This is a genomic window from Bradyrhizobium sp. 44, from assembly GCF_023073095.1.
Lineage (GTDB): Bacteria > Pseudomonadota > Alphaproteobacteria > Rhizobiales > Xanthobacteraceae > Bradyrhizobium.
This window is the reverse complement of the sequence record NZ_JADPIY010000029.1, coordinates 269755-293117: the sequence shown is the minus strand read 5'-3', so window position 1 is coordinate 293117 and position 23363 is coordinate 269755. Positions and strand designations below refer to the sequence as shown.

The window sequence follows — 23363 nt, the reverse complement described above, 5'->3', positions numbered from 1 at the left end:
GGTGGATCTCTGCAGTCTGATCGATCGCAACGCGGCGTTCGCGCCAGACAAGACGGCCATCGCCTTCGAGGGCGAACGGTTGAGCTATGCGGCATTCGCTGCACGCATCGAGCGGACGGCGGCGACGTTGAAGCAGGAGCTCGGCGTCGGCCGGGGCGACCGCGTTGCGATCCTCAGCCTGAACCGGCCGGACTATCTGGTTCTGCTCTATGCCTGCGCGCGGCTCGGCGCGATGCTGGTGCCCCTGAACTGGCGGCTCGCTGTGGCCGAGCAGCTCTTCATCCTCAACGATGCCGGCGCCAAGGTCCTGGTGCTCGAGCAGGCATTTGAGGGGGTACTCGCCGAGCTTGAGGGGACCGCAATCGTCGGGCTCGATTTCGAGCCGGCCCGCAGCATGACGTTCGAAAACCTGTTGGCTCGAAGCCGCGGCACCGGCCGCAACCCGCACACTGATCTCTCCTGTCCGCTCCTCATTGTCTACACATCGGGAACGACCGGACGGCCCAAAGGCGCAGTGCTGCGCCAGGAGGCGTTGTTCTGGAACGGCGTCATGAGCCAGCACATGCACAACATGACGTCCGATGACCATGTGCTGACGCTGCTACCGTTCTTCCACGTCGGTGGCCTCAACATCCAGACCACGGCGGCGCTCCAGCTGGGCGCGACGGTCACGGTTCACGCACGCTTCACGCCGGACACCGCGCTTGCAGCCATCGAACGGGAACGGCCGACCTTGACCGTGATGGTGCCGGCGATCATCCAGGCGGTGAGCGAGCATCCCGCCTGGCCCACGACCGACCTTTCGTCACTCAAAGCCGTCGCGACCGGCTCGACCATCGTGCCGCCGCATCTGATCGACCGCTTCGTGGCGCGCGGCGTACCCGTGCTTCAGGTCTACGGCTCGACGGAAACTTGTCCCATCGCAGTCTACACCCGGCTTGGTGGCGATCTCTCGCGCGCGGGATCGACCGGACTTGCCGGCCTGTGCTGCGAAGCGAAAGTGATCGATCAGGCCGGCAACGAGGTGCCGACGGGAGCGCCGGGGGAGATCGCAGTGCGCGGCCCCAACGTGTTCTTCGAATATTGGGGCAATGCGGACGCAACGCGCGATGCGCTGCACGACGGCTGGTACCGTACCGGCGATATCGGCCTGTGCGACGCGGACGGCTATTTCTGGGTGCGCGACCGCAAGAAGAACATGGTCATTTCCGGCGGCGAGAACATCTATCCGGCGGAGGTCGAACGCGTCCTGCTGGAACATCCCGATGTCAGCGAATGCGCCGTGATCGGCCGGCCCGATCCACGCTGGGACGAGGTGCCCATCGCCTACGTGATCCCGCGATCCGGCTGTCGGCTCGAAGCAGACGCGTTGAAAGCGCATCTTCAAGCCCAACTCGCCCGCTACAAGGTTCCGCGCGACATCGTTTTCGTCACCGACCTGCCGCGCACAGCGCTGGGCAAGGTCCAGCATTTCCTGCTGAAGCAGCTTGATGCGCAATCGCGCGCGCAAGGAGAAGCATCTTGAAGATTGCGGTTCTGGGTGGGGGAAACGGCTCTTTCGCGGCCGCGGGCGATTTTGCGCTGTCGGGACATGAGGTCCGGCTCTGGCGCCGCGACGCGGATCAGGTCGCAGCCCATCGCGCCGCCGGCTCGCGCATCCTGGTGAAGGATCATGACGGCCGTCACGACGTCAAGCTCGCGCTGGTCACCGCTGCCATCGCCGAAGCCGTCAACGGCGCAGAGCTGATCCTGTGCCCCGCCCCCGCCTTCGCGCAGTCTGATATTGCGCGCCTGCTTGCTCCACATCTGCAGGATGGACAGGTCGTGTTTCTGCCGCCGGCCACGTTCGGTTCGATGATCTTCGCCCAGGCTGCGCGGGATGCCGGCAACCCCGCCAACGCGTGCTTTGCCGAAACCGGGACCTTGCCCTGGCTGGCCCGCAAGCACGGCCCGTTCGAGGTCGCGATCACCATCCGCGCCAAGCGACTGCCGGTCGGCGTTTTCCCGCTCGATCAGGCGCCGCGTGCGCTTGCGGTGATTGGACAGGCTTTCGCCAACGCAATCGAGCCGTGCGGCGATGCTCTCTCCGGTGCGCTGATGAATGCAGGCCCGATTATCCATCCGCCGCTGATCGTGATGAATGCAGGCCCGATCGAGCATTTCGAAAAGTGGGACATCCACAAGGAAGGAACGCAAGCCGCGATTCGCCGTGTCACCGACGCGCTCGATGCCGAACGGATTGCCGTGCGTGAGGCGCTCGGATATGGCGCACCGCATTTTCCGCTCGCCCATCACTATGCCAAGGAAGGCGAGATCTGGATGTATGGCCGCGGCTCGCACGACCGGCTGACCGATTCCGGCGACTGGCGCGAGCGGATCGTGCTGACCGAGCACCGCTACATGAGAGAAGATTTGCGGCTTGGGCTATCGCTGCTGGTCTCTGTCGCCGGCCTGGCGGGCGTGGCTACGCCGCTGGCCAAAGGATTTCTGGCCATCGGTGGCGCAATCTGCGGTGAGGATTTCACGCAAGGCGGCCGAACCCTCGAGAAGCTGGGCCTCGGCAATCTCGACAAGGCCGCTTTGCAGACGCTTCTTCGCAAGGGATTTTGACCGATGACCAGCCGAGCCACAATCGCCTGTCTCGGGGCCGGCCGGATGGGCCGCGGCATCGCCGTCGCGTTCGCCTACGCGGGGCATATGGTCACGATGATCGACATCAAGGCCCGTTCAGCCGAAGATTTCGCCAGGCTGGAGGCAGATGCGCTCGGCGAAGTCAGGAAGACCTTTGCCAGCCTGGCGAAGCTGGGGCTACTGACCGAGGCGGATGTCGATCCGCTGATCGCGCGGGTCTCGGTGGTGCCGGCCAGCCAGAGCGATGCGGCACTGTCCGATGCGGGAATAATCTTCGAAGGGGTCCCCGAGATCGTCGAGCTCAAGCGAAATGTGCTGGGGGCGGCCTCAAAACAAGTCGGCCCCGATACGATCATCGCATCGACGACGTCGACCATCCTTGTCGACGATCTCTCTGGCGCGATCGTGAATCCTCGCCGCTTCCTCAATGTGCACTGGCTCAATCCGGCCTATCTGATCCCGCTGGTCGAGGTTTCGCCAGGCAAGGCCACCGATCCAGGCATCGTCGAGGAGGTCAAGGCGCTACTCGAAGGCATCGGCAAGATGCCGGTGGTCTGCGCGGCGACGCCCGGCTTCATCGTTCCGCGCATCCAGGCGCTGGCGATGAACGAGGCCGCGCGCATGGTCGAGGAAGGCGTCGCCAGCGCCGAGGAGATCGACAAGGCGATCCGCTACGGCTTCGGCTTCCGCTACGCCGTGCTTGGGCTGCTCGAATTCATCGATTGGGGCGGCGGCGACATCCTCTACTACGCCAGTCGTTATCTCGAGGGCGCACTCGGCAGCGACCGCTATCGCGCGCCGGAGGTCATTTCACGGAACATGCAGGAGGGCCGGATCGGCCTGCGAACGGGCGCAGGCTTTCTCGATTACTCAGGTATGGACATCGACGCCTATCGGGCAAAACGGCTTCAGGCCATGGTCGACCTGCTCCGTCACTTTGACCTGGCTCGCCCGCCGGTGCTCGATCGGAACTAGCCGAACACGTCCTGCAGCACCCCTTCACTCACCACGGCGGCACCATCGAGCTCGATCGTCGTCCCCATCATCGGCAGATCGAAATGGCCCGCCGTGTAACGGCCCGCGAATTCGTTGGCACCGGTCGAGAACAGGAAGTTGCCGGAGACGGCACGAATTTCCGTGCCGTTGGTGTCGCGCTGGTCATACATCGACAGCGCCTCGTAGCGCGCGCGGGGATTCATGCCGAAGCCGACATGCGACACCGCATAGGCTTCTCGATCGCCCCAGGCCTCAAGATAGGCACGCATCATTGCGGCATCCGTGCCCTCGCCTTCCAGCTCGACGACATAATCGTCCTTCAGTGTCATCTTCACCGGCGACGTCAGGTACCGCTTGAAAGTCAGGTTGATGTCGCCTGGCGCCATCACCAGCGTGCCATTGATCGTTCCGCTCTTGGGGAAGCTGACGACGATCCCGCCGGGCCAATGCGCCAGTGTACCGGGCTTGTCCGTCCACCCCCACACGCCGACCGTGGATGCGCCGACCATATCGACGTCGAGCGCAGTGCCGGCCTTCGACGTCACCCGCATCCGCTTGGTCCCGCGCAGCATCTTCGCCGCCGCGCGAACGCGCTTCTCGAGCGCGGAATCCGGCACCATCCGCTCCAGCGCTTCGGGATGCTCGTTGGAGATCACCAGGATGCGCGCGCCGGCTTTGAGGATCTCGGGTGTCTCCACCGCATGCATCAAGCCCTCTATGGTGCAATCCACCACAAAGCCGGCTTGTTGAAGCGCGGTAATGACCGGGCCGAGCCGCTGGATCGCCTCGCTCGCCCCTGTCGAGCGAACCGGAACGATATTCCGGTTACGCGGGGTCGGCATGACCACGTGAAACGGTCGGGCGCCCATCCGCAACAGCGCGAGCTCCGCCAGATGAACGTTCAACGCACGTGACTGGGTTTCCGAGAGGATCGCCGCGGTATCGCCGGCCTTGACGGCGCATCGCTCAAAAATCTCGCAAAATGCGTCGATCCATTTTGCCTCAATGCGATCAGCCAGCATGTCTACTCCCGTCTTTCTGTTTCTTCTTCGTCAGTTCATGCTTCGGGGAAACCCCGCAGCAGATACGCGCGCACTGCCCCCAGCAGACCATTGAGGATCAGGCCCAGCAGCGAGATCGTGATCAGCGGCACGAACATGTCGACGGCCTGAAAGGTCCGGGCCGCCGTGACGAGCACATGTCCGAGCCCGTCGCTCGACGTGATCATCTCCGCCAGAAACACCACGATGCAGGAAATGACAAGGCCGATCCGGCAACCGGTCAGGATCGACGGCATCGCGGCCGGCAGCACCACCTTGAACAGGATCTCATAGCGCGGCGTTCCCGCCGCCATGGCCGACCAGATCAGCTTCTGCTCCACCGTCGACGCGCCGTAATAGGTAGACAACAGAATGGGAAAGAGTGCATCCGCCGCCACCAGCGTGATCTTCGATCCGTGACCGAAGCCGAGCAGCAGCAGCAATGCTGGATAGAGCGCGACCTTTGGCAAGGGTGCAAGCACGCGAACGATCGGCCGAACCACGGCGTTGATAGCCGGATTGGCGGCAGCGGCGATGCCGATGCTGACACCGAGCACGACCGCAATCGCGAAGCCGGCAAACAGCCGGATCAGAGTCGCCGCGATCTCCTGCTGAAACGTCCAGGTCAGGAGTTGCTGAAGCAGCCTGCTGAATACGTATCCCGGCGGCGGGAGCAAGACAGCAGGCGCAAAGCCAAACGATACAAGGCCTTGCCACAGCGCGATCACCAGCACGATCGGCGCAAGCCCGAGAATGATGCTGGTGGAGCGAAGCTGCGGCATCATGAGAAGCTCAGCGGCATGTCGAACTGCGGTTCAGACCAGCGCACCAGCCTTGCGCGGACCCGCTCGAAGATCGCATCCAGGCATATTCCCATCGCGCCGACGATGATGATCATCGCAAAGACGGTGTCGTATTGGCCCATGTCGAGAGCGTTGAACAAGATGTTGCCGGCGCCGGACTGACGGGCGATCATCTCGCTGGTGATCATCGTGATCAGCGCCAGCACGAGTCCGGTGCGGCAACCGGTCAGAATTTCCGGCAGCGCCGCCGGCAGTACGATCCGGACCAGCCGTTGCGCAGGCGAAAGCCCCATCGCGGCACCCGACCATAGCATCTTCTCTTCCACCGCCTTGGCGCCCTCGAAGCTGTGATAGATCACGGGCAAGCTGACGCCGAGGAAGATCACCAGCGTCTTCGTGATGTCGCCGACGCCGAGCCACAGCATGATGATCGGCATCAAGGCGGCCTTCGGCACCGGGTAGATTACCATCAGGAGCGGATTGAAGAAGGCCGCGACGGCCCGGCTGCGGCCCATCAACAGGCCGAGCGGAATCGAAACCGATACCGCTATGCCAAACCCGACCGCCATGCGGCGGAGCGAGGCCAGGATGTTGATCAGCGATTCCTTGTCCCCGAGAATGTCCGGGATTGCACGAATTGCTTCGATCGCCGTCGGAAAGCTGTCATTCTTCAACGCGAGGGACGCCGCCTGCCAGATCGCGAGCAATCCGATGCAGGCAAGCACCGGGGCAGCCCGTCTCGCCAAAGCGGCGGGCGATATCATGACGGAGACCCGACAGGGTCGGTCTCGTCGAACATCCGCTCGATATCGACCACGTATTTCTGGTAGCGTGGATCGAGCAGCAGATCGCTGCGGCGGCGCGGCCGCGGCAGATCGATGTCGATGACCTCGCGGATGCGGCCGGGGGACTTCGACATCATCACGACCTTGTCTGAGAGGAAAACCGCTTCGTCCACCGAATGAGTGACGAACAGCACCGTCTTGCGATCACGCTCCCAGATATTCAACAGATCGTTCTGCAGCCGCGTTCTCGTGTGAGCATCGAGCGCGCCGAACGGCTCGTCCATCAACAGAACCTCAGGATGGTAAGCCAGCGTTCGAGCCAGCGCTACGCGCTGCTTCATGCCGCCGGACAGCTCCTTGGGATAGAAGTTCTCATAGCCCTTGAGCCCGACCATTTCGATCAAGGCCCGGCTCTGTGCTTCCGCCTCGGCGGTGCGCACGCCCTGCTGGCGAGGGCCATACATCACATTGCCCAGTACGGTCTTCCACGGAAACAATGCGAATTCCTGAAACACCGGGCCGCGATCCGGCCCTGGACCCGTGATCGTCCGTCCCTTGATCTTCGCTGAACCGCTGGTCGGGCTGACGAAGCCGCCGACGACGTAAAGCAGTGTCGACTTGCCGCAGCCGGACGGACCAAGGATGGAGACGAAGGCTCCTTCGTCGATCGCCAGCGAGATGTCCGATAGCGCTACATGATCCTTGCGCGCCGAGGTCTGAAATACCTGCGAGACGCTCTCGATCTCGATGATTGCAGAAGCCGGTTTTTGCGGCGTCACCGGTCTCACCCATTCGCTCGATCTCGAAGGCACTACCTTCATCCCGTCTCACTTCGTTCGCGCGACCCCTGCGCAACAGGCTTGCTGAACATCCTTCGTCAGCGACGCGAGCTTAGCAAGAAACTTGCCAGACGTTTGGCTGTTTTCGGGCAAGTGCGCCGCGTCATCCGAACCAGGGCCATTCCGCGGGCCCCTCATGCGTCACGGCTCCGCCCGGTGCCTGGCCAACCAATCGGGCATATTTCGCCAGCGCGCCGGCACGGTGACGAGGCGGACGCGGCTTCCAATCGTGCCGGCGAGCAGCGAGTTCCTGCTCGTCGACCAGCATATCCATCCGCCGCTTCGCAGCATCGATCCGGATCCTGTCGCCATCGCGAACCAGCGCCAGCGGACCGCCGACGAAGGCCTCGGGAGACACATAGCCGATGCACATTCCGCGCGTGGCGCCAGAGAAGCGTCCATCCGTGATCAGGGCCACCTTCTCGCCCATGCCCTGTCCATAGATCAGCGCCGTGACGCCGAGCATCTCGCGCATGCCGGGGCCGCCCACCGGCCCCTCGTTTCGGATCACGAGAACCTCGCCCGCCTGATAGGTGCGATCACGAACCGCAGCGACGCAGGCCTCCTCGTCTTCGAAAACGCGCGCCACGCCTTCAAAGAACTGACTCTTCAGGCCCGCGACCTTGATGACCGCGCCGTCGGGACAGAGGTTTCCCTTCAGCACAGCGACGCCGCCATCTGGCATGATCGGGGCGCGAGCCGCGTAAACGACCTCGCCGTCAGGTGCATTGGCGGCGCCGTATTCTTCGGCAAGTGTACGGCCCGTGACAGACAAGCAGCTGCCATCAATATGCCCGCTCTGGATCAGCTCCCGGATCACCACGGCGGCACCGCCGATATCGTAGACATCCTTCGCCGTATATTTGCCTCCAGGCCGCAGGTTTCCAATCAGCGGCGTCCTGGCAAAAACCTCGCCGACATCGTCGATCGTGAATGCGATCCCGGCCTCGTTTGCGATCGCCGGCAGATGTAGCGCAGCATTGGTCGAACCGCCCGTGGCGGCCACGATCGCCGCACCGTTTTCCAGGGATTTCCGCGTCACGACGTCGCGCGGCAACGGCCCGCCGCGCTCCAGCATCTCCATGACGAGGCGCCCGGCCCGCCTGGATATCTGCGCGCGTTCGGCATAGACACCCGGCACCATCGACACGTTGGGAATGGTGAGGCCCATCGCCTCCGACACCATCCCCATGGTGTTGGCAGTGAATTGGCCGGCGCACGCGCCGATGGTCGGCAGGCACGCCCGCTCGATGCGCTCGAGCGTGGCACTGTCGATCTCTCCGGTCATGAAGCTGCCGACAGCCTCATAGGAGTCGAGCACGGTGAGGGTCCGCCCGTCCATACGGCCCGGCAGCGCGCTGCCGCCATAGATGAAAATGGACGGGACGTTGCACCGGACCATGCCCATCATCACGCCGGGAAGCGTCTTGTCGCATCCGCCATATCCGATCAGCGCATCGTAGGCGAGACCATGGACGACGGCTTCGATCGAGTCGGCAATCAGCTCCCGCGAAAACAGCGAGAACTTCATCCCCTCGTGATTCATGCTGATACCATCGGAAACCGACACGGTCGAAAACTCGCGCGGCGTGCCGCCGGCCTCCTCAATTCCGGTCTTGGCCGCCGCGACCTGAAAGTCGTGCGTCATGTTGCAGGGTGTCTGTTCGCCCTTCATGCTGACGACGCCGACCATCGGCTTGGCAATCGCAGCGTCGTCGAGCCCCATGGCGCGCATGAATGCGCGGTGCGGGGCCCGGTCGAGACCATCCGTCGTGATCCGAGATCGGAGCTTCTTCATACGTGCATCTTCTTCATGCAACGTCCCGGATCATCCTGGACGCCACACCTTCTCGCTCGGTTCGTTCGCCCGATCGCCTATTGCAGTGGAGCGACAATCGTCGAATGCTTGAATTGCGCGACATCCAATTTCGGCAGCATCCCTGTCTCCGCGTAGATGTCCAGCATCTTCTGGATCGCCGGGAAATTCGGCGCCGCACCCGGATCGCGGCCAAAATCATTGTCCTTGAGCAGATAGGTCTCGAGAACCGGAATAGGTGCCTTCAGGACTTCGTTGACGACCTTCAACGTCTCTTCGCGGTTCGCCAGCGCTTTCTTCATGCCGGAGGTAATGTCACGCACGTAAGCCTTGACCAATTCCGGGTTCTTGTCGACGAAATCGGCACGGCAGGCTTCCAGGATGTGCACGATGTTCGGCATCGCCTGCGACAGCGAGAACAGTTTCCGCGTGCCGCCCTTTGCCTCCGCGCGCGCGGCAAACGGCTGGTTCATGTTGACCGCATCGACGCGGCCCTGCCGCAACGCATCTTCGGAGACGGCAAAGCCGACCTCGACCAGCTTGATGTCCTTGGCCGGATCGATGCCGTTCTGCTTTAGCAACAGATTGAACGGGCCTTGCGTGCCGCCGCCGATTACGGAAATTCCGACCGTCTTGCCTTTGAGATCGGCGATCGTCTTGATCGGGGAGTCGTCCATGACAGCCCAGTAGACGGAGAAACCGCCGGCCTTCTCGAAGACGTGCTGCGCCACGATGTAGGCCTTGAGGTTGCCGCCAACCACGCCGTTGGCGAGCGACAGCGGCGCCTGCGTCGCGCAATCCAGCGCGCCGGCCGCCAAGGCCTGCGTCATCGGAGCGGTGCCCTGAAACTGGGTCCATTCGATGTTGTAGGCCTTGCCGATGTTGGGAAACTCAGCCGGGCGGCGCATCATCCAGTATTTGGATTCCTCGGCTGGAATCGTCCAGCCGACGCGAATTGTCTGCTGCGCCCATGATGGGCCCGCGCTCACGGCCGCTGCCGCCCCCAAAGCCAGGATCCACTTCGAAACGGTTCGCATCGTGCCCACTCCGCTGCCCAGGCGCCGACCCGCGCCATCCAACCCGACCGCGGCAAATGTTTCATGGTTCAAACAATCAAGCAAGCCATGCAGGCCGGGCGGTTTCGTCGTGGGATACGCCCTATATGGTAGTGCAGCGTCGCACAGCAGCAGATGGAGGCAACCTATGGCTGAGGCAAGCAAGACAAACCCGCAAGCCGTCGAGCGGCTCGGCTATCTCGGCCTTGGACTGATGGGGACACCGATGAGCCGGCGCCTGCTCAACGCCGGCCATCAGGTCACTGTCTGGAACCGTTCGGAAGGGAAGATGGCCGCGCTCGTCGAAGCCGGTGCCAGGCGCGCAGCCAGCCCACGCGACTTGATGGAGAGCTCGGACATCGTCTTCATGTGCGTGACGGATGCGGCTGCCGTGGAAGAGGTGATCTTCGGGCCCACGAGCATCTCAACAGCGCCCGGCGCGGGTAAGCTCGTGGTCGACTTCTCGTCGATCCATCCTGATGCCGCACGGGACCTTGCAACACGATTGTTAGCTGCGAACGGCGCGGGCTGGATCGATGCGCCGGTGTCCGGTGGCACCAAGGGCGCCGAGGAAGGCACGCTTGCCATCATGGCCGGCGGAAAAGCAGGCGATATCGAGCGGGTCCGCCCCTACGTACTGGCCATGGCACGAAGGTTCACCCACATGGGCCCGACCGGCGCCGGCCAGACCACAAAGCTATGCAATCAGGTGATCGTCGGATGCGCGATGGCTGTTCTTGCGGAGGCAACACGCCTTGCCGTGAACGCCGGAATCGATGCCAACCGGTTGCCCGAAGCACTCGCCGGCGGCTTCGCGGACTCCATTCCGTTACAGCTGTTCGTGCCGCGAATGGTCCAGGGCATTCACTCACCGCCGCTTGGTCAAATCGCTACAATGCTCAAGGACCTCGATACCGTCGCCGATGCCGCGCAGACGACGTCGACCCCGGTGCCCATGGCCTCGCTCGCCGGACAACTTTTCAGGCTCGCCAAGGCCGCGCGAGGCGCGGATGCGGATGCGCTCGAAATCTACAAGCTTTCGGCAGGGAGCGCTGAATCATCGAGCGCGAACTGAAGCACGCTTGCTGTGACTGCTTGCGCTAGCTGTCGGCGAGAAATCGGCCGAACGCGCCGCGCGCGAAGAGCAGCGGCTCCTTCGCATTGTAAGTATAGGCCTCGACCGCACCGAGAAAGATCACGTGGTCGCCGCCGTAATAGCGATTGACCGAGCGGCATTGAAAATTGGCGACGCTCTCGGCGAGCACCGGCGCGTTGCCGAGGCCCGGCGTCCAGTCGACACCGGTGAACTTGTCATCAGACGACTTGGCGAATTTGCTCGCAAGCGCCTGTTGCGAAACGCCAAGAACGTTGACCGTGAAATGACTGGCGTTCTGGAAGATGGTCAGACTAGAGGAATAGACGACGAGACTCCAAAGAACCAGCGGCGGATTCAGCGAGACCGAGGCAAACGAATTGCACGTCAGGCCATAGGGCTTGCCGTCAGGCGCAGCGGCTGTGATGATCGTCACCCCCGTGGCGTAGGTGCCTAGCGCACTGCGGAAATCACGGGGATCGATCGGCGAGTTGTCGCTCGCGAGTTCGTTGGCCGGATCGGGAACGGCCGGCTGCTTCGGCAGATCATTCATCGGCCGGCCTCACAGCGTGAGATTCTCGGACGGCAGGCCCAACGCCACGCGTCCATAGTTGGTCCCGGCTGCATCGAAATTGAACGCGAGATGCGAATTGATCGCGTGCGCATCGCGGAATTGCCGCTGCAACGCGCCCGTCGTGAACAGGCCCCGTGCTCCGCTCGCGGCAAACAGCATCGACACCGCATCCGTGCAGAAGTTTACTGAAAAGGCGCCGTCGCGCCGATATCTGGTCTTGGTCGCCATATCGGGGATATGACCCCGCCGCGCATCCTCCATGGCATTCAGACAGGCCGATCGCATGATCAGGCGTGCAGCGTCGATTTTCGCCGAGGCCTCGGCGATCTTGATCTGGGTGCTTTGAAAGTCGCTCAGCCTGGCGTGGTTGTAGGTGGAAATCCGATGACGGACGACCTCCGCATAGTCGTCGAGACACGCCTGCGCGTTCCCCAGCGCGACACCGGAGAGGACGTAGGGAAACAGCGAGAACACCGGGAGCTCATACAGCGGGCTAGGATTGAGCTTGCTTCCCGGCGTCGGACCACCGTCAAGATCGCCGACTGCAACCGTCATGTCCTCGGGCACGAAAGCGTCCCTGACCTCCACGTCGCAGGACCCTGTCCCACGCAGCCCCGCGACATTCCAGGTGTCGAGGACCTTGTAGTCGGCTTTCGGCAGCAGAAATATCCGATACTCGATGCCATCTGCCTCATCGTCGGAGTAGACCACGCTTGCAAGCATGTTCCATGCGCAGGAGGCAACGCCCGAGGAGAACGGCCAGCTGCCATGGAGCCGGTATCCGCCCTCGACTCTCGTGGCACGTCCGGCGGGAAAAATGAACGAGGACGCGATCAGCGCGTCCGGGTCACGGCCCCAGACCAGTTCCTGCGCCGCCGGCTCGAACATGCCGAGCATCCAGTGATGGCTCGCCAGATTGGCCAGATTCCACGCCACCGAGGCGTCCGCCTGTCCGAGCAAATCCGCGCAGTCGATCAAGGCGACATAATCGAGTTCTGCGCCGCCAATGCGCTTGGGCTGAAGCATCCGGAACAGGCCCGCGTCGTGCAGATCCTTCTCCGTTTCGGGCGGCAAATGCCGCAACTCCTCCGTCCGCGCCGCCCGTTCTCGCAGCCGTGGGATGAGCGCGCGCGCCTTCGCGACCATTGCCGCATGGGCAGGTTCATCGAATTGCGCCCCTGCGGGCCGGCCCACGCTCGGCTCTTGACCAGGCGCCATTCGTATCCCTCGCTTTCACGCATTTATGCGGCTGGAACATCGCCAAATCAAGCGGATGCAGCGAAAGGGCGCGATTTGCACGTCCCAAGGGAACGACCGCTTGGGTTCAGACCTGCTCCGATGGCTTGCCCGATCCAAAAGCCCCCTTTTGGTTGAACTCCGAGATCCGATGACTGTCGTATCCGAGCGTGTGACGCAGGACGTCGTTGGTATGCTCGCCCAACAAGGGGGCAGCCACGGGATCGATCGTTCCCGTCAAGCTCATACTGATCGGCGGCTCGATGTTCGGGACCCACTCTGCCGTACGATGTGGAATCCGGTTCAAGCGATGGCGCTCTCGCGCCTCCGGTGCATTGAACCCCTCCTCTACCGTCCGGAGATAGCCGACCGGGATATTGGCCAGCTTCATCTTGGTCATCCAGTTCTCGAGAGTATCGCTCGCAAAGACCTCCGCGATGGCTGCCCGCAGAAGCTCCTTGTTCTCGGAACGCGCCTTGCGCGAGGCAAACTGCGGATCGGTGATCAGTTCCGGCCGGTTCAGCACCTCGACAACCAGCCGGCGATAGAGCCGGTCGTTCGCGCAGGCCATGTAAAGCGCCCCATCGGAGGCCTCGTACACGCCGACGGTAGGAGAGCCACTCGGCGAATTACCAAACCGGCCGGGATTTTCGCCGTTGATCAGATAGGCCATGCCATAGAAGCCGGTCATGCCCATCGCGACGTCGAACAGGGCGACCTCGACATGCTGGCCGCGACCGAGCCGATCGCGCGCCAGCAGCGCCATCAGGATGGCGTTGCAGGCAGACATCCCCGTCGCCATGTCCACGATCGGCGGGCCGGTGCGAACCGCCGGGCCATCAGCAAATCCGTTGAGCGACATGAAGCCGCTTTCCGCCTGCGTGATCGGATCAAAGCCGGGACGCGAGGCAAACGGTCCGGTGCGCCCGTAGGCGGAGATCGAGCAATAGACCAACCGCGGATTGAGCGGCGCAACCGTTTCATAGTCGAGGCCAAATTTCTTCATGACCCCGCTGGAGAAGTTCTCGACGACCACGTCGGCCTTGCGAATCAAATCCAGCGCGATCTCACGAGCCTCCGGCACGGTAAGGTCGAGCGTGATGCCACGCTTGTTGCGATTCAGGCTCAGATAGGCAGCGCTCTCTCCACCGATCTCGGCGTGTTCATACGCGCGCGTGTCATCGCCTCCGTCCGGATTCTCGATCTTGATGACGTGCGCGCCGAAATCAGCAAGCGTCTGCGTACAGGCCGGGCCGGCAACCACACGCGTGAAATCGACGACCAGCAGACCGTCGAGCGCGGTAGGCGCCCCCGTCGCGCGCGACGAACGTTCCGGCAATTGAGGCTTGGTGGGCATCGACGGCGCTCCCCTACATCGGCTTATGGTTGCCGAATTTCCCGCAGGAGCAAACTTAAAGCCCGGCACCGCCGACTTCGCAAGTCCTTCGCCCGCATCGCTTCAATACGCAAAAAAGGGCCCGGCAGCTGTCAAGCTGCCGGGCCCTTGGACGTTCCGTGTTACGCTTCATCTCGCGCGAACCATTTTTACGTTGCGTGAATCGCGTTCCGCACCACGGGAAACCTGGCTCCACTCGCTCAGCGAAGCCGCTTTCGCCAGTAAAGCGTATGGGCCCAGGCCCAGGGCACATGGGGTTCGAAGAGCCGATAGCCCGCCCGGATGAAATTATTGGCGGACACCGGATTGTCCGTCGTATCCGAGACGATGCTGTCCCATCCAGTACGCCGTGCCCTTGCCTCGATCACCCGCATCATCCTGCACTGGAGGTCACGTCCCCGGTGCCGCTGCAACACACCGACCCTGGAGAAATAGCCGCCATTTCGAATGTACGTTGACGGCACGACACCGGCGAATGCTACCGGCTCATCGCCGTGATAGGCAAGCCACCACGCCCCTAACTCGAATCGTGGCAAGGGAGCCGCATCGAAGAACGTCGACTGATGCAGATCGGCCAATATATTGGCGATGTCGACATCGGATGCATCGACGATGCGAATTCTGTACATGAGACGGTCCATTGGGGTGGAGTGCAGTAACATCGTGCCGATTGAGGCTCACTTGCCCAGCACGACCTTGACGCCTAGCCAAACCGCGCCCATCAGCCCGGTGGCGATCACCGTAATGATGGCTTTGAAGGTGTAGCTCTGCGCCTGCTCCACGCTCGTTCGCCATCGGCGCAGGTGCTGAAAATCAGCTCTCAGCTCCTTTCGGTCGTCATCTTCGATTCCGAAAGACGCCAGCACCGATGCCACCGTCCTCAATACGATGGCATCGATGTTCGCCTGCTGAAGCCTCTGTTGCTCAGCCAGCGTCTCGGCAACGATCGCCCTGATTTCGTCATCTGCCATCTTCACCGCTTGATGATCCTCGCAACATTCTCGAAGCCGCGCTTGGCGAAGTAGAAGGAGACAACCAGATTGGCCTGAAGCCCGCGAAAGATGATCAACCCGTCGCCAGGCGTTTCGATTTTGTCGCTGAAGAACTTGAAGCCGTGGCCGAGACCAAGACTTGCGATCTTGCCCTCGATCAGCCGCTTGGAAGATTGCGCCAGCGTCCGCTGCGCTTCGCGGATGCAGACTGCGAGCGTGCCGCGCTCGGCCTGACAGGTCTCGACAAGAAGCTCGCCGAAAAAATGCGATTTGCCCGAGCCGCGTCCACCATAAACGCCCTTGTAGCGCGCGGGTTGCAGCAGTGGCTCGAAGATCTTGGCGGTCGGAATTTTCAGGATGGACAATGGATGCGCTCGCTCGCACTACGACCGGCCGGCACGCCTCCGCCACATCGCGGACCAGTCCTCGTTGCTCGGAGTGTCGGAACCGAATTCCAGATCGATCTTTTCACGGCTTAGGCGTCATCCCAGCATCCGCATCGCGCAGGCTTGCCGGATACACGATGATGCGCTCGATCCGGTGAATCAATTCCAGCACGCGATCCTCCCCATTCTCGACCGGCTGCGCCGCCTTGCCCCAGCCGCGATCGAGGATTGCATTGGCGGCGGAGACACGGGCGGCCGGCGTTGCATCGTCGCTGCGCATGATGCCGACCAGCACCCTGAGCGCGGTTCTGGTGTGACTCCGTGCCAGCGAGCGGATTTCGGTCAGGGTGCGCGCGCTGGACGTCTTCCGTCGCGCAGGCGCGCGGACCGGCTCGCTCACGAGCGCAATTTCCATGTCCTCGCTCAAGACAACGTCTCCCACAGCACGATTGCAACCAGGCCCGCGAGTGCGAGCGATATCAGATAGGCTGTCATGACTTCTCCACAAAAAGAAATGCGCGGCAGATCGCGAGACGAAGCGCGATCGTTTCGGGCGCGAACCCTATCTCCGCTCCCGGAGACCGCAGCGGCGCGAGCACTGGCCCAGCGCCGCGGGCCGGCACGTTCGCGCGTGACGGCCAGCAATGGTACGGACGACGGCGCGCCGATCGGCGCTCCAGGTTTGACGAGTGCGTGGCCGCAATGCGCCGCCGCCGTCCGATCTCGATCGAGACGAAAAAACCCGCGGCGGATGCGTTCCGCGCGGGTCAACCAAACTCGTCTCGATGATGGCATTATGCCGGTGTTTTGCCCGACGTGTCAAACGAACGAATTCGCTCAAGCTGCGTTAGGCGATCAGGAGGCCGGCAGATGACGCTCAAGACTCCATCACAAGACACATCGCGAAATCTTACAGGACCAAAGCCGCGCACCGACAAGGCGCGCGACACGCAAGAGACCGTCGTTGAAGACCCCGGCGACACGGACAACAACGACCGCGATCTCGTGCATGGCGAGGGCGGCACCATCGACCTCCCCACCAGCCCCGGCGATTTGTCGAAGGACGATTAGGCCGCTCCGCAGGCGGGCGCAGCACAACGTTGCTCTTCGGCCGCGCTCTGCGTGACGTGCAAAACATCCTCATTCGACCACGCCGTGCGGAACTTACACCAAGGCGGGCGCGTTTATTCCTTCAGGAGGAACATTCTGCGATGAGCCACACCGTACTGGTTGTTGACGACGATCCCGGCGTGCTCGATGTCCTTGTGGGCATGCTGGAAGATCTCGGCTGCGGCGTCATCAGCGCCAATAGCGGCCCGGATGCGCTCGACCGGCTCAGGCAGAACCAGGACATCTCCATCCTCATCACCGACATCAACATGCCGGGCATGGACGGTCACGAACTCGCCGAGCTGGCCAGACGACGCCGCCCGGAACTGAAGATCCTGCAATTGTCGGGACGTGAACCCCGGCGCGACGGCCTTCCCATGATCAGAAAGCCGTTCTCGTTCGAGGAACTCGCCAGCACCATGCAGCGGACCACCGGCATCTGCTGAAGGTCGCAAGCCCGCAACGCCGGAAAGCTCAAACCCCAAAACAAAACCCGCGGCGGATCGCGTCCGCGCGGGTTGAACCAAACTCTTTTCGACGATGGCATTATGCCGGTGTTTTGCCCGACGTGTCAACGCGCCGAATGCGGACAAAGGATTTCCCTCTCCCCACTCAGATATGTGGTGTGCAACGGGCTTGCTTCAAGCCCCCGACCCTGCCGTAGAACCCTCGACCCGAACACCATCCAAACCCGAGGGGTCATCACATGCCTGTACTGCTTCCGACGTCCCGGACGCGCGGCCACAGCAAAGGGGCCGGCGCCCATCACGCGCAAGACCATGTGAGAGACCGCGCGAAAGACCACGCCGTCGTGATCGCCGGCGGTGGCCCGACTGGCTTGATGCTGGCCGCGGAGCTCGCGCTCGCGCATGTCGATGTCGCAATGGTCGAACGGCGCGCCGATCAGGAACTGGTCGGCACGCGCGCCGGCGGCTTGCATGCGCGCAGCATCGAGATCCTCGACCAGCGCGGTGTCGCGGATCGTTTCCTGCGCGAAGGACAGATCACCCAGCTCGCAGGCTTCGCCTGGACCAGGCTCGACATCAGCGACCTCCCCACCCGGCACGCTTACGGGCTGGCCCTGCGGCAGAGCCACATCGAGCGCATCCTGGCCGACTGGGTCGGCGAGCTCGCGGTGCCGATCCATCGAAACCGCGAGGTGACGGGATTTGCGCAGGACGAGGCCGGCATCGACGTGACGCTGTCCGGCGGCGAGACCTTGCGCGCGAATTATCTGGTCGGCTGTGACGGCGGCCGCAGCCTGGTGCGCAAGGCCGCCGGCATCGACTTCGCAGGCTCCGGGCCGACGCTGAGCAACCTCATGGCCGAAGTCGAGATGCGCGACGAGCCCGCATGGGGCCTGCGCCACGACGCGCTCGGCTTTCACGGCCTCAGCAAGACCGAGAGCGGACGCGTGCTGGCGGTCGTGACGGAAGCGACGCTCGATCGCACCGGCGCGCCCGGTCCGCGCGATCTCAGCGAAGCCCTCGTCGCCGTCTACGGCACCGACTTCGGCCTGCAGAACCCGTCCTGGATCTCCCGCTTCACCGATGCGGCACGGCAGGCGATTTCCTATCGCAAGCGACGCGTGCTGCTCGCCGGCGATGCCGCGCATATCCATCACTCCGTCGGCGGCCAGGGCCTCAACATTGGCGTGCAGGACGCCGTCAATCTCGGCTGGAAGCTCGCGCAAGTGGTCAAGGGCCTGTCGCCTGACAGCCTGCTCGACAGCTACCATGCCGAGCGCCATCCCGTCGGCGCGCGGACCTTGCGCAACACCATGGCGCAAATCGCCCTGCTCCGCCGCGGCGAGGACGGCCTCAAGGCCGCGCGCGACATCGTCGCCGAACTGCTCGCGATGGACGCGCCGCGCCAACGTTTTGGCGCGATGATGAGCGGGCTCGACGTGCACTATGATCTCGGCCAAGGCCACGCGCTGCTCGGGCGGCGCATGCCCGATCTCGATTTGACGGTCGAGGGGCGTCCGCTAAAACTGTTCACGCTGCTGCACGACGCGCGAGGCTTTCTGCTCAATTTTGCCGAGAAGAACAGTTTCGATATCGCACCATGGGCGGATCGCATCAAGACAGTGGATGCCGAATACGACGGCACTTGGGAGCTTCCGACGATCGGACAGGTTGCGGCGCCCAAAGCCGTTCTGGTGCGGCCCGACGGGCATGTGGCCTGGGTGGGAGATGAGAGCCAATACGGACCCGCGGAGGCGCTGACGAAGTGGTTCGGAGCGGCTGCGACCTAGGGCGTGTAATTCATTAATGCGGTATTATCGCGCAAACGCCACAAGGGGTCGGATATGACCCGTGGATGGCGAAATTCAGTCTCTCCCGACTCGCACACCCTGGGTTAGGCTGCCTAGGGAGCTGCAAGCATGACTATGGCGGAAGCTGTTGGGGTGGGGCTAGGTTTCCTAGCAATCGTTGCCCCAGAGTTTTGGCCTAAAATGCCCAAAGCTCTCAGCTACACTCTTGCAGGCATAGGGCTATCTTGGCTGACCTATAGCCTCGTTTTAGGCATCGAATCCTTGTCTCACATGAAGCTGCAATATGGCCCGCTAAGCCTAGTCATTGTTGGCGCGGTACTTATAGCGGGGGGCCTGTTTTGGCACTTCAGCCGGCTTGGCACTGGCGTGCCGGCCAGTGAAGCGCATGGCCATGCAACAGAAGCGATCGAACCAAAAAACAGAGTGGCATTCAGATTTGAGACTAACGCCTTTGCTGAGACAAAGTTGGTTAGATGGGTTGATGGCACCAACTCCGGACTTTTTGAAACCCGTTTTTATCTAGTGGTTGGCAACGCCATGGATACGGGACGCCAAATAAAGAATGTGAAGGCGAGAATATTTTTCATGGGCCAAGAGCCGCGCATAGCCCGCATCAAAGAGAGCGGAGAATTGTTGACCGATATCCGGCATGGCGAATGGGCGCTCTTCGAGGTCGGCAAGATGGTTTCGAGTGATGCCTTCCCTACTGGAGGGGCCGTCACTTACGGCGAAGAAGAAAAGAAAAGGTACGAACCGGCGCTACGTCAGAACTACCCGAAGCATCTAGAGGTGCTGCTACCAACTGGGCAGCCCGCATATGGAATTTTTCAAGACCCAGATCGGCCGCCTACCGATTGGAATATGACCATGGTCGTCGCCGCTGACGATATAGTGTCCCTTCAATTGAAGGTAACGCTCGATCTGATGAGCAAAACGCCCGTGACCTTTCAGGAAATCAAATAGGCTAAATCTCCTCTAGGGCTACTCCTTAGAGTTCTAGGCTAACCACGTCCGGTTTCGACAACAAAACGGACGTGGTTTACGTCGCGGGCCAACCAGGTTTGTGGGAATCGGCCCAACGGATCAGGTGCTCACAACGCGGCTCAGGATGCGAATGTTGCGCCGGTCCTCGGCCTCTGATGCGACCGGCTTCGCGGGCGCGCCCGACTCAACAGCGTTTGCTGGGGTTTATATGCAAGCGCATCGGCGATCCATTGCGGCCAGCCGACGGCCGAACCTGTCTCAACGCTCGCTTGGCGCCCCTTGTGCAACTCTGTACTCATACCTGCTCCTGCGAATGCAGCCAAAGCTCTTCATAAGACGCTTCGGAATCGCACGTCGCGCCGAGGCTTCCGAGAACGCTGATCGGTACTCGCTGCACGCTCTCCTCAATTTGGGCTTCCATCGTCACGTTGTCGCCGGGGTGCACAATGACCCGCTCGATGCGGTGAATAAATTCCAGGGGCTTGCCGTCTTCGCTTGCAAGCGGCTGCAACGCCTTGCCCCAGCCGCGATCAAGGATCGCATTGGCCGCCGAGACCCGCGCATGGGCAGGAGCTTCCTTGTCGCGCATGATCTGCACGAGAGTTTTCATGGCGACCGGGGTATGCGTCCGCGCCAAGGATTTGATTTCAGTCAACGTACGCTCTTTCAGAGCTCGGCGAGCGGCCGCCCTCGCGAGAGCGTTCTGGGAAAGAAGGTTGTGCGTCACCGCCTCAGTCATTTGGAAAATCCTCTTTTGAAACTTCGATCAGCCTAATCCAGTCCGGACGCAAAAAACCCGCGGCGGAAAGCTCCGGCGCGGGCAAAAACAAACTCATCTCAATGATGCTATTCTGCCAGTGTTTTGCCCGACGTGTCAAATCTATTGGGCTCCGAGATGCTGTACTTACGCGTCCTCGTTGAGAACAATTTCACTTCGACCGGAGCCGCCTTCAACTCGGTAAATGGGGCGACACGTCCGACAGCGGTCTTCGCAGACCATCGTTTCACATCTCCGCTAAGGGCCAGAGGTATACATTCGGAGGTTTCTCTTGCGTCAACCTGACGCCTTGCCGCGATAGTGCAGGCCAATGGCGACGAGCGAGCAACAGTAAGATCCTCTTGATGTGTACGACAGTCCGAGACAGTCTTGTGTGCGTGCAAGGGGAACCAGCCCATGAGTCTGTTGGAACAGTATCAAAAGCGAAAAGAAGCAACAAAGCCCAGGGAGATCGCCAAGTTAACGGTCAAAGACTGGATCACTACAACTCTGTCCGTGCTCGCTTTCTTAGTCTCAATCTCAACAACTTATTTCACCCTGGTTCGCAAAGAAGATGATTTTTCCGTCTTCATCAGCCCCGCTGGCTATGTGAACACTGCAAATAAACAGCTCGATTTCTCATTGAGGACCGACTTTGCTTTCATCAATACCGGTAATCGTCCAGTGTCACTGACAGACGTTATATTGATGGTGCACCAACCTAAACTTGTTGAGGGCGACCTAGAGCCCGACTGCAAGAGTGGCGAACAGTCATTGATTCCCTTTGATGTTGACGCGTTTACAATTAAGCCCGGCGAAATCGTACCGAAGAAATATCTCTTGCCGTCAAGGAGTGACGATGAAGAAGCCAAGTCGCTCCGGGCCGTCGTGAAGATTTCAGAGAAAAACCTTGAGCGGAAAGAACCGGTCTTCGGGACTTGTCTGTGGATCAGCTACATCACAGCTGACGGCAAATCCCGGGGACGACAAATTCCCGTGGCACTTACAAAGTTTGAATTTGATAAAAAAATTTACTTTGCGCTTCCAAGCCTTCTTTTATTCAAGCCGGGCGACTCTCATACACTGTATCGATGGTCCAATAGTATTTTTTGAGTGCTCCCCCTCGGTGAGGGCGTCTGCTAGCGTGACAAGTGGTGCCGGACCGGCTGCTCTTGTCAGGTCGGCTACACCCACAGCGCACGAAATCCGGTCGCTCCCGCGACCGGCTCGTCGCAAACCTAGTCCCAAGCAAACTATTTGCGCCCCAGCTTGCGCTCCACCTTCTTCCGGCTGCTCCCAACCTTCTTGACCGCCTTCTTCACAGCAGAAGCCGAGCGGCCGGTCTTCTTCGCTTCGTAGCTGACTTCGTATTTCTGTCCGCCCGCCACGCGCGCGCGGTCCTGCTTGCGACCGCGAGGGGTCTGCTTCTTCGCTTTAGCCATGTTTGCTCTCCTTGCACCTGTGAAACGCAAGAGGATTCAATCGGTTCCCCCGTCCATCAGGGCGGCGGCGAATTCGCGGAACGAATCTGACCGTAAGGATTCGAATCAAGGTGTTCGTTGCGTGGAGTTTGTCTGTGGCGTTGCAGCGTCAGCGTAGGCCGGGGACAATCGGCGTGAAAGCGCCCTTACCCGGCTTCATCGAACCGGCCTTGGCATCGGCGGTGGACCACGTGCCATCCGGAGCGCGGTGGATTCACGAAATCAAGTTCGACGGCTATCGGGTACAGCTTCATTTGGCCAACGAGGCCGTCACCGTCTACACCCGCCGCGGCTACGACTGGACCAAACGCTTCAAGAAAGTCGCCGACGACGCCTGGCACATCAAGGCGAGATCGGCGGTCATTGATGGCGAGGTTGTCGTTCCAGCTGCCGATGGCAGCACCGATTTTTCCGTCCTTCAAAACGAGTTGAAGGGCACATCGTCCAAGATCGTGCTTGTGGCGTTTGACCTGCTTTATCTCAATGGACGCGACCTTCGCGGCATGCCGCTGTTTCAGCGCAAGGCCGAGCTGAAGAAGATCATTTCCGGCACCGACCTGCAATTCAGCGAGAGCTTCGAGATCGAAGGCCGCGAGATGTTCGCGCATGCCTGCAAGGTCGGGCTCGAGGGCGTTCGCGACAGCATCTACAACAGCGGCCGCGGCAACAACTGGGTCAAGACAACTTGCGCGCAACGGGAAACGCTCACCATCGCAGGCTTCGCACTCGATGAAGGCAAATGGGACGGCATCTATCTCGGGCGCCATAAGGGAGATGATCTCATTTATGCGGGCAAGGTCGACCATGGATTCGACAAGTCATCTGCCGCAGAACTGCAAAAACGATTGAAGCCGCTCATTCGCAAGACACAGCCTTACGCCAAGCGCATCGCGCACAAGGGTATCTGGGTCGAGCCGAAGCTGCTCGCGGAAATTGAGTACCGCGCCAAGTCGGCGGAGGGGAAAGTCCGGCATCCTTTTTTCAAAGGGTTGAGGGAGGATCTGTGATGGATACGTTCGATCATCGGTGGATATGGGCCGGGGGCGCACTGTGAGACCTAAATTCCGCACAGAGGGTTGGCAGCCCAGGAGCGATGAAGATCATTTCATGA

General features: G+C 61.5%; 25 protein-coding genes. 10 read left to right on the top strand and 15 right to left on the bottom strand.

The window, feature by feature from the left end:
• Position 1 precedes the first annotated feature (1 nt).
• Genes IVB41_RS27175 through IVB41_RS27165 form a run of 3 tightly spaced genes read left to right on the top strand, consistent with a single transcriptional unit; the run spans position 2 to position 3606 of the window.
• Positions 2 to 1525 carry a long-chain fatty acid--CoA ligase gene (locus IVB41_RS27175; protein WP_247436943.1) on the top strand — a complete coding sequence of 508 codons (1524 nt, stop codon included), beginning with the start codon at positions 2 to 4 and terminating at the stop codon, positions 1523 to 1525.
• The gene (locus IVB41_RS27170) at positions 1522 to 2610 is read left to right on the top strand and encodes an NAD/NADP-dependent octopine/nopaline dehydrogenase family protein (protein ID WP_247356520.1); all 1089 of its coding nucleotides are present in this window, start codon (positions 1522 to 1524) and stop codon (positions 2608 to 2610) included. The genes IVB41_RS27175 and IVB41_RS27170 overlap by 4 nt, the downstream gene beginning before the upstream one ends.
• A 3-nt stretch (positions 2611 to 2613) precedes the next feature.
• Positions 2614 to 3606 carry a 3-hydroxybutyryl-CoA dehydrogenase gene (locus IVB41_RS27165; RefSeq protein WP_247436906.1) on the top strand — a complete coding sequence of 331 codons (993 nt, stop codon included), beginning with the start codon at positions 2614 to 2616 and terminating at the stop codon, positions 3604 to 3606.
• On the opposite strand, the gene IVB41_RS27160 is transcribed toward IVB41_RS27165, so the two are convergent.
• From IVB41_RS27160 to IVB41_RS27135, 6 genes are all read right to left on the bottom strand, one after another.
• On the bottom strand, positions 3603 to 4649 hold the full coding sequence (locus tag IVB41_RS27160; protein ID WP_247356518.1) for a peptidase M29: 1047 nt from the start codon (positions 4647 to 4649) through the stop codon (positions 3603 to 3605). The genes IVB41_RS27165 and IVB41_RS27160 overlap by 4 nt on opposite strands.
• 35 nt (positions 4650 to 4684) lie before the next feature.
• Positions 4685 to 5452, bottom strand: coding sequence for an ABC transporter permease (locus IVB41_RS27155; protein ID WP_027519277.1), 768 nt, complete (start codon positions 5450 to 5452; stop codon positions 4685 to 4687).
• On the bottom strand, positions 5449 to 6234 hold the full coding sequence (locus IVB41_RS27150; RefSeq protein ID WP_027566683.1) for an ABC transporter permease: 786 nt from the start codon (positions 6232 to 6234) through the stop codon (positions 5449 to 5451). Before IVB41_RS27150 ends, IVB41_RS27155 begins: the two co-directional genes overlap by 4 nt.
• Positions 6231 to 7076 (bottom strand): ABC transporter ATP-binding protein, encoded by an 846-nt coding sequence (locus IVB41_RS27145; protein ID WP_247356517.1) that lies wholly within the window; start codon positions 7074 to 7076, stop codon positions 6231 to 6233. The genes IVB41_RS27150 and IVB41_RS27145 overlap by 4 nt, the downstream gene beginning before the upstream one ends.
• A 121-nt stretch (positions 7077 to 7197) precedes the next feature.
• Entirely contained in the window at positions 7198 to 8892 is a 1695-nt protein-coding gene (gene ilvD, locus IVB41_RS27140) for a dihydroxy-acid dehydratase (protein WP_247356516.1), read from the bottom strand.
• A gap of 77 nt (positions 8893 to 8969) precedes the next feature.
• Positions 8970 to 9947: an ABC transporter substrate-binding protein gene (locus tag IVB41_RS27135; RefSeq protein WP_247356515.1), complete on the bottom strand. Its 978-nt coding sequence runs from the start codon at positions 9945 to 9947 to the stop codon at positions 8970 to 8972.
• Position 9948: 1 nt separating this feature from the next.
• Between IVB41_RS27135 and IVB41_RS27130 the strand changes: the two genes are divergently transcribed.
• Positions 9949 to 11040 (top strand): NAD(P)-dependent oxidoreductase, encoded by a 1092-nt coding sequence (locus tag IVB41_RS27130; RefSeq protein ID WP_346770873.1) that lies wholly within the window; start codon positions 9949 to 9951, stop codon positions 11038 to 11040.
• A gap of 25 nt (positions 11041 to 11065) precedes the next feature.
• On the opposite strand, the gene IVB41_RS27125 is transcribed toward IVB41_RS27130, so the two are convergent.
• From IVB41_RS27125 to IVB41_RS27095, 7 genes are all read right to left on the bottom strand, one after another.
• On the bottom strand, positions 11066 to 11611 hold the full coding sequence (locus IVB41_RS27125) for a flavin reductase family protein (RefSeq protein WP_247356512.1): 546 nt from the start codon (positions 11609 to 11611) through the stop codon (positions 11066 to 11068).
• A 9-nt stretch (positions 11612 to 11620) separates the two neighbouring features.
• The gene (locus IVB41_RS27120) at positions 11621 to 12850 is read right to left on the bottom strand and encodes an acyl-CoA dehydrogenase family protein (RefSeq protein ID WP_247436898.1); all 1230 of its coding nucleotides are present in this window, start codon (positions 12848 to 12850) and stop codon (positions 11621 to 11623) included.
• Between the two features lie 106 nt (positions 12851 to 12956).
• Positions 12957 to 14225, bottom strand: coding sequence for a CaiB/BaiF CoA-transferase family protein (locus tag IVB41_RS27115; protein WP_247438168.1), 1269 nt, complete (start codon positions 14223 to 14225; stop codon positions 12957 to 12959).
• Positions 14226 to 14464: 239 nt separating this feature from the next.
• Positions 14465 to 14893: a GNAT family N-acetyltransferase gene (locus IVB41_RS27110; RefSeq protein ID WP_247436895.1), complete on the bottom strand. Its 429-nt coding sequence runs from the start codon at positions 14891 to 14893 to the stop codon at positions 14465 to 14467.
• A gap of 48 nt (positions 14894 to 14941) precedes the next feature.
• The gene (locus IVB41_RS27105) at positions 14942 to 15241 is read right to left on the bottom strand and encodes a hypothetical protein (RefSeq protein ID WP_247436892.1); all 300 of its coding nucleotides are present in this window, start codon (positions 15239 to 15241) and stop codon (positions 14942 to 14944) included.
• Positions 15238 to 15621, bottom strand: coding sequence for a phage terminase large subunit (locus IVB41_RS27100; RefSeq protein ID WP_247436889.1), 384 nt, complete (start codon positions 15619 to 15621; stop codon positions 15238 to 15240). Before IVB41_RS27100 ends, IVB41_RS27105 begins: the two co-directional genes overlap by 4 nt.
• Before the next feature lie 103 nt (positions 15622 to 15724).
• On the bottom strand, positions 15725 to 16069 hold the full coding sequence (locus tag IVB41_RS27095; protein ID WP_407062502.1) for a hypothetical protein: 345 nt from the start codon (positions 16067 to 16069) through the stop codon (positions 15725 to 15727).
• A 443-nt stretch (positions 16070 to 16512) separates the two neighbouring features.
• Here IVB41_RS27095 and IVB41_RS27090 point away from each other — a divergent pair, with 443 nt between their 5' ends.
• The 4 genes from IVB41_RS27090 (at position 16513) to IVB41_RS27075 (ending at position 19993) form a co-directional block, all read left to right on the top strand.
• Positions 16513 to 16713, top strand: a complete 201-nt coding sequence (locus IVB41_RS27090; RefSeq protein WP_247436886.1) for a hypothetical protein — start codon at positions 16513 to 16515, stop codon at positions 16711 to 16713.
• 140 nt (positions 16714 to 16853) lie between these two features.
• A complete protein-coding gene (locus IVB41_RS27085; RefSeq protein WP_027566639.1) occupies positions 16854 to 17198 on the top strand; it encodes a response regulator in 345 nt (114 codons plus the stop codon).
• 260 nt (positions 17199 to 17458) lie between these two features.
• Positions 17459 to 19009, top strand: a complete 1551-nt coding sequence (locus IVB41_RS27080) for an FAD-dependent monooxygenase (RefSeq protein ID WP_247436880.1) — start codon at positions 17459 to 17461, stop codon at positions 19007 to 19009.
• 129 nt (positions 19010 to 19138) lie between these two features.
• The gene (locus IVB41_RS27075) at positions 19139 to 19993 is read left to right on the top strand and encodes a hypothetical protein (protein ID WP_247436877.1); all 855 of its coding nucleotides are present in this window, start codon (positions 19139 to 19141) and stop codon (positions 19991 to 19993) included.
• Between the two features lie 316 nt (positions 19994 to 20309).
• Here the strand turns inward: IVB41_RS27075 and IVB41_RS27070 are convergent, their stop codons facing one another.
• On the bottom strand, positions 20310 to 20753 hold the full coding sequence (locus IVB41_RS27070) for a hypothetical protein (RefSeq protein ID WP_247436874.1): 444 nt from the start codon (positions 20751 to 20753) through the stop codon (positions 20310 to 20312).
• Between the two features lie 435 nt (positions 20754 to 21188).
• On the opposite strand from IVB41_RS27070, the gene IVB41_RS27065 reads away from it, so the two are divergent.
• Complete coding sequence (locus IVB41_RS27065) at positions 21189 to 21884, top strand: hypothetical protein (protein ID WP_247436871.1); 696 nt, start codon at positions 21189 to 21191, stop codon at positions 21882 to 21884.
• A 140-nt stretch (positions 21885 to 22024) separates the two neighbouring features.
• Here IVB41_RS27065 and IVB41_RS27060 read toward each other — a convergent pair whose 3' ends face one another.
• The gene (locus tag IVB41_RS27060) at positions 22025 to 22213 is read right to left on the bottom strand and encodes a DUF3606 domain-containing protein (RefSeq protein WP_247436868.1); all 189 of its coding nucleotides are present in this window, start codon (positions 22211 to 22213) and stop codon (positions 22025 to 22027) included.
• A 134-nt stretch (positions 22214 to 22347) separates the two neighbouring features.
• On the opposite strand from IVB41_RS27060, the gene ligD reads away from it, so the two are divergent.
• Positions 22348 to 23259 carry a non-homologous end-joining DNA ligase gene (gene ligD / locus IVB41_RS27055; RefSeq protein ID WP_247436865.1) on the top strand — a complete coding sequence of 304 codons (912 nt, stop codon included), beginning with the start codon at positions 22348 to 22350 and terminating at the stop codon, positions 23257 to 23259.
• The last annotated feature ends 104 nt before the right edge of the window (positions 23260 to 23363 follow it).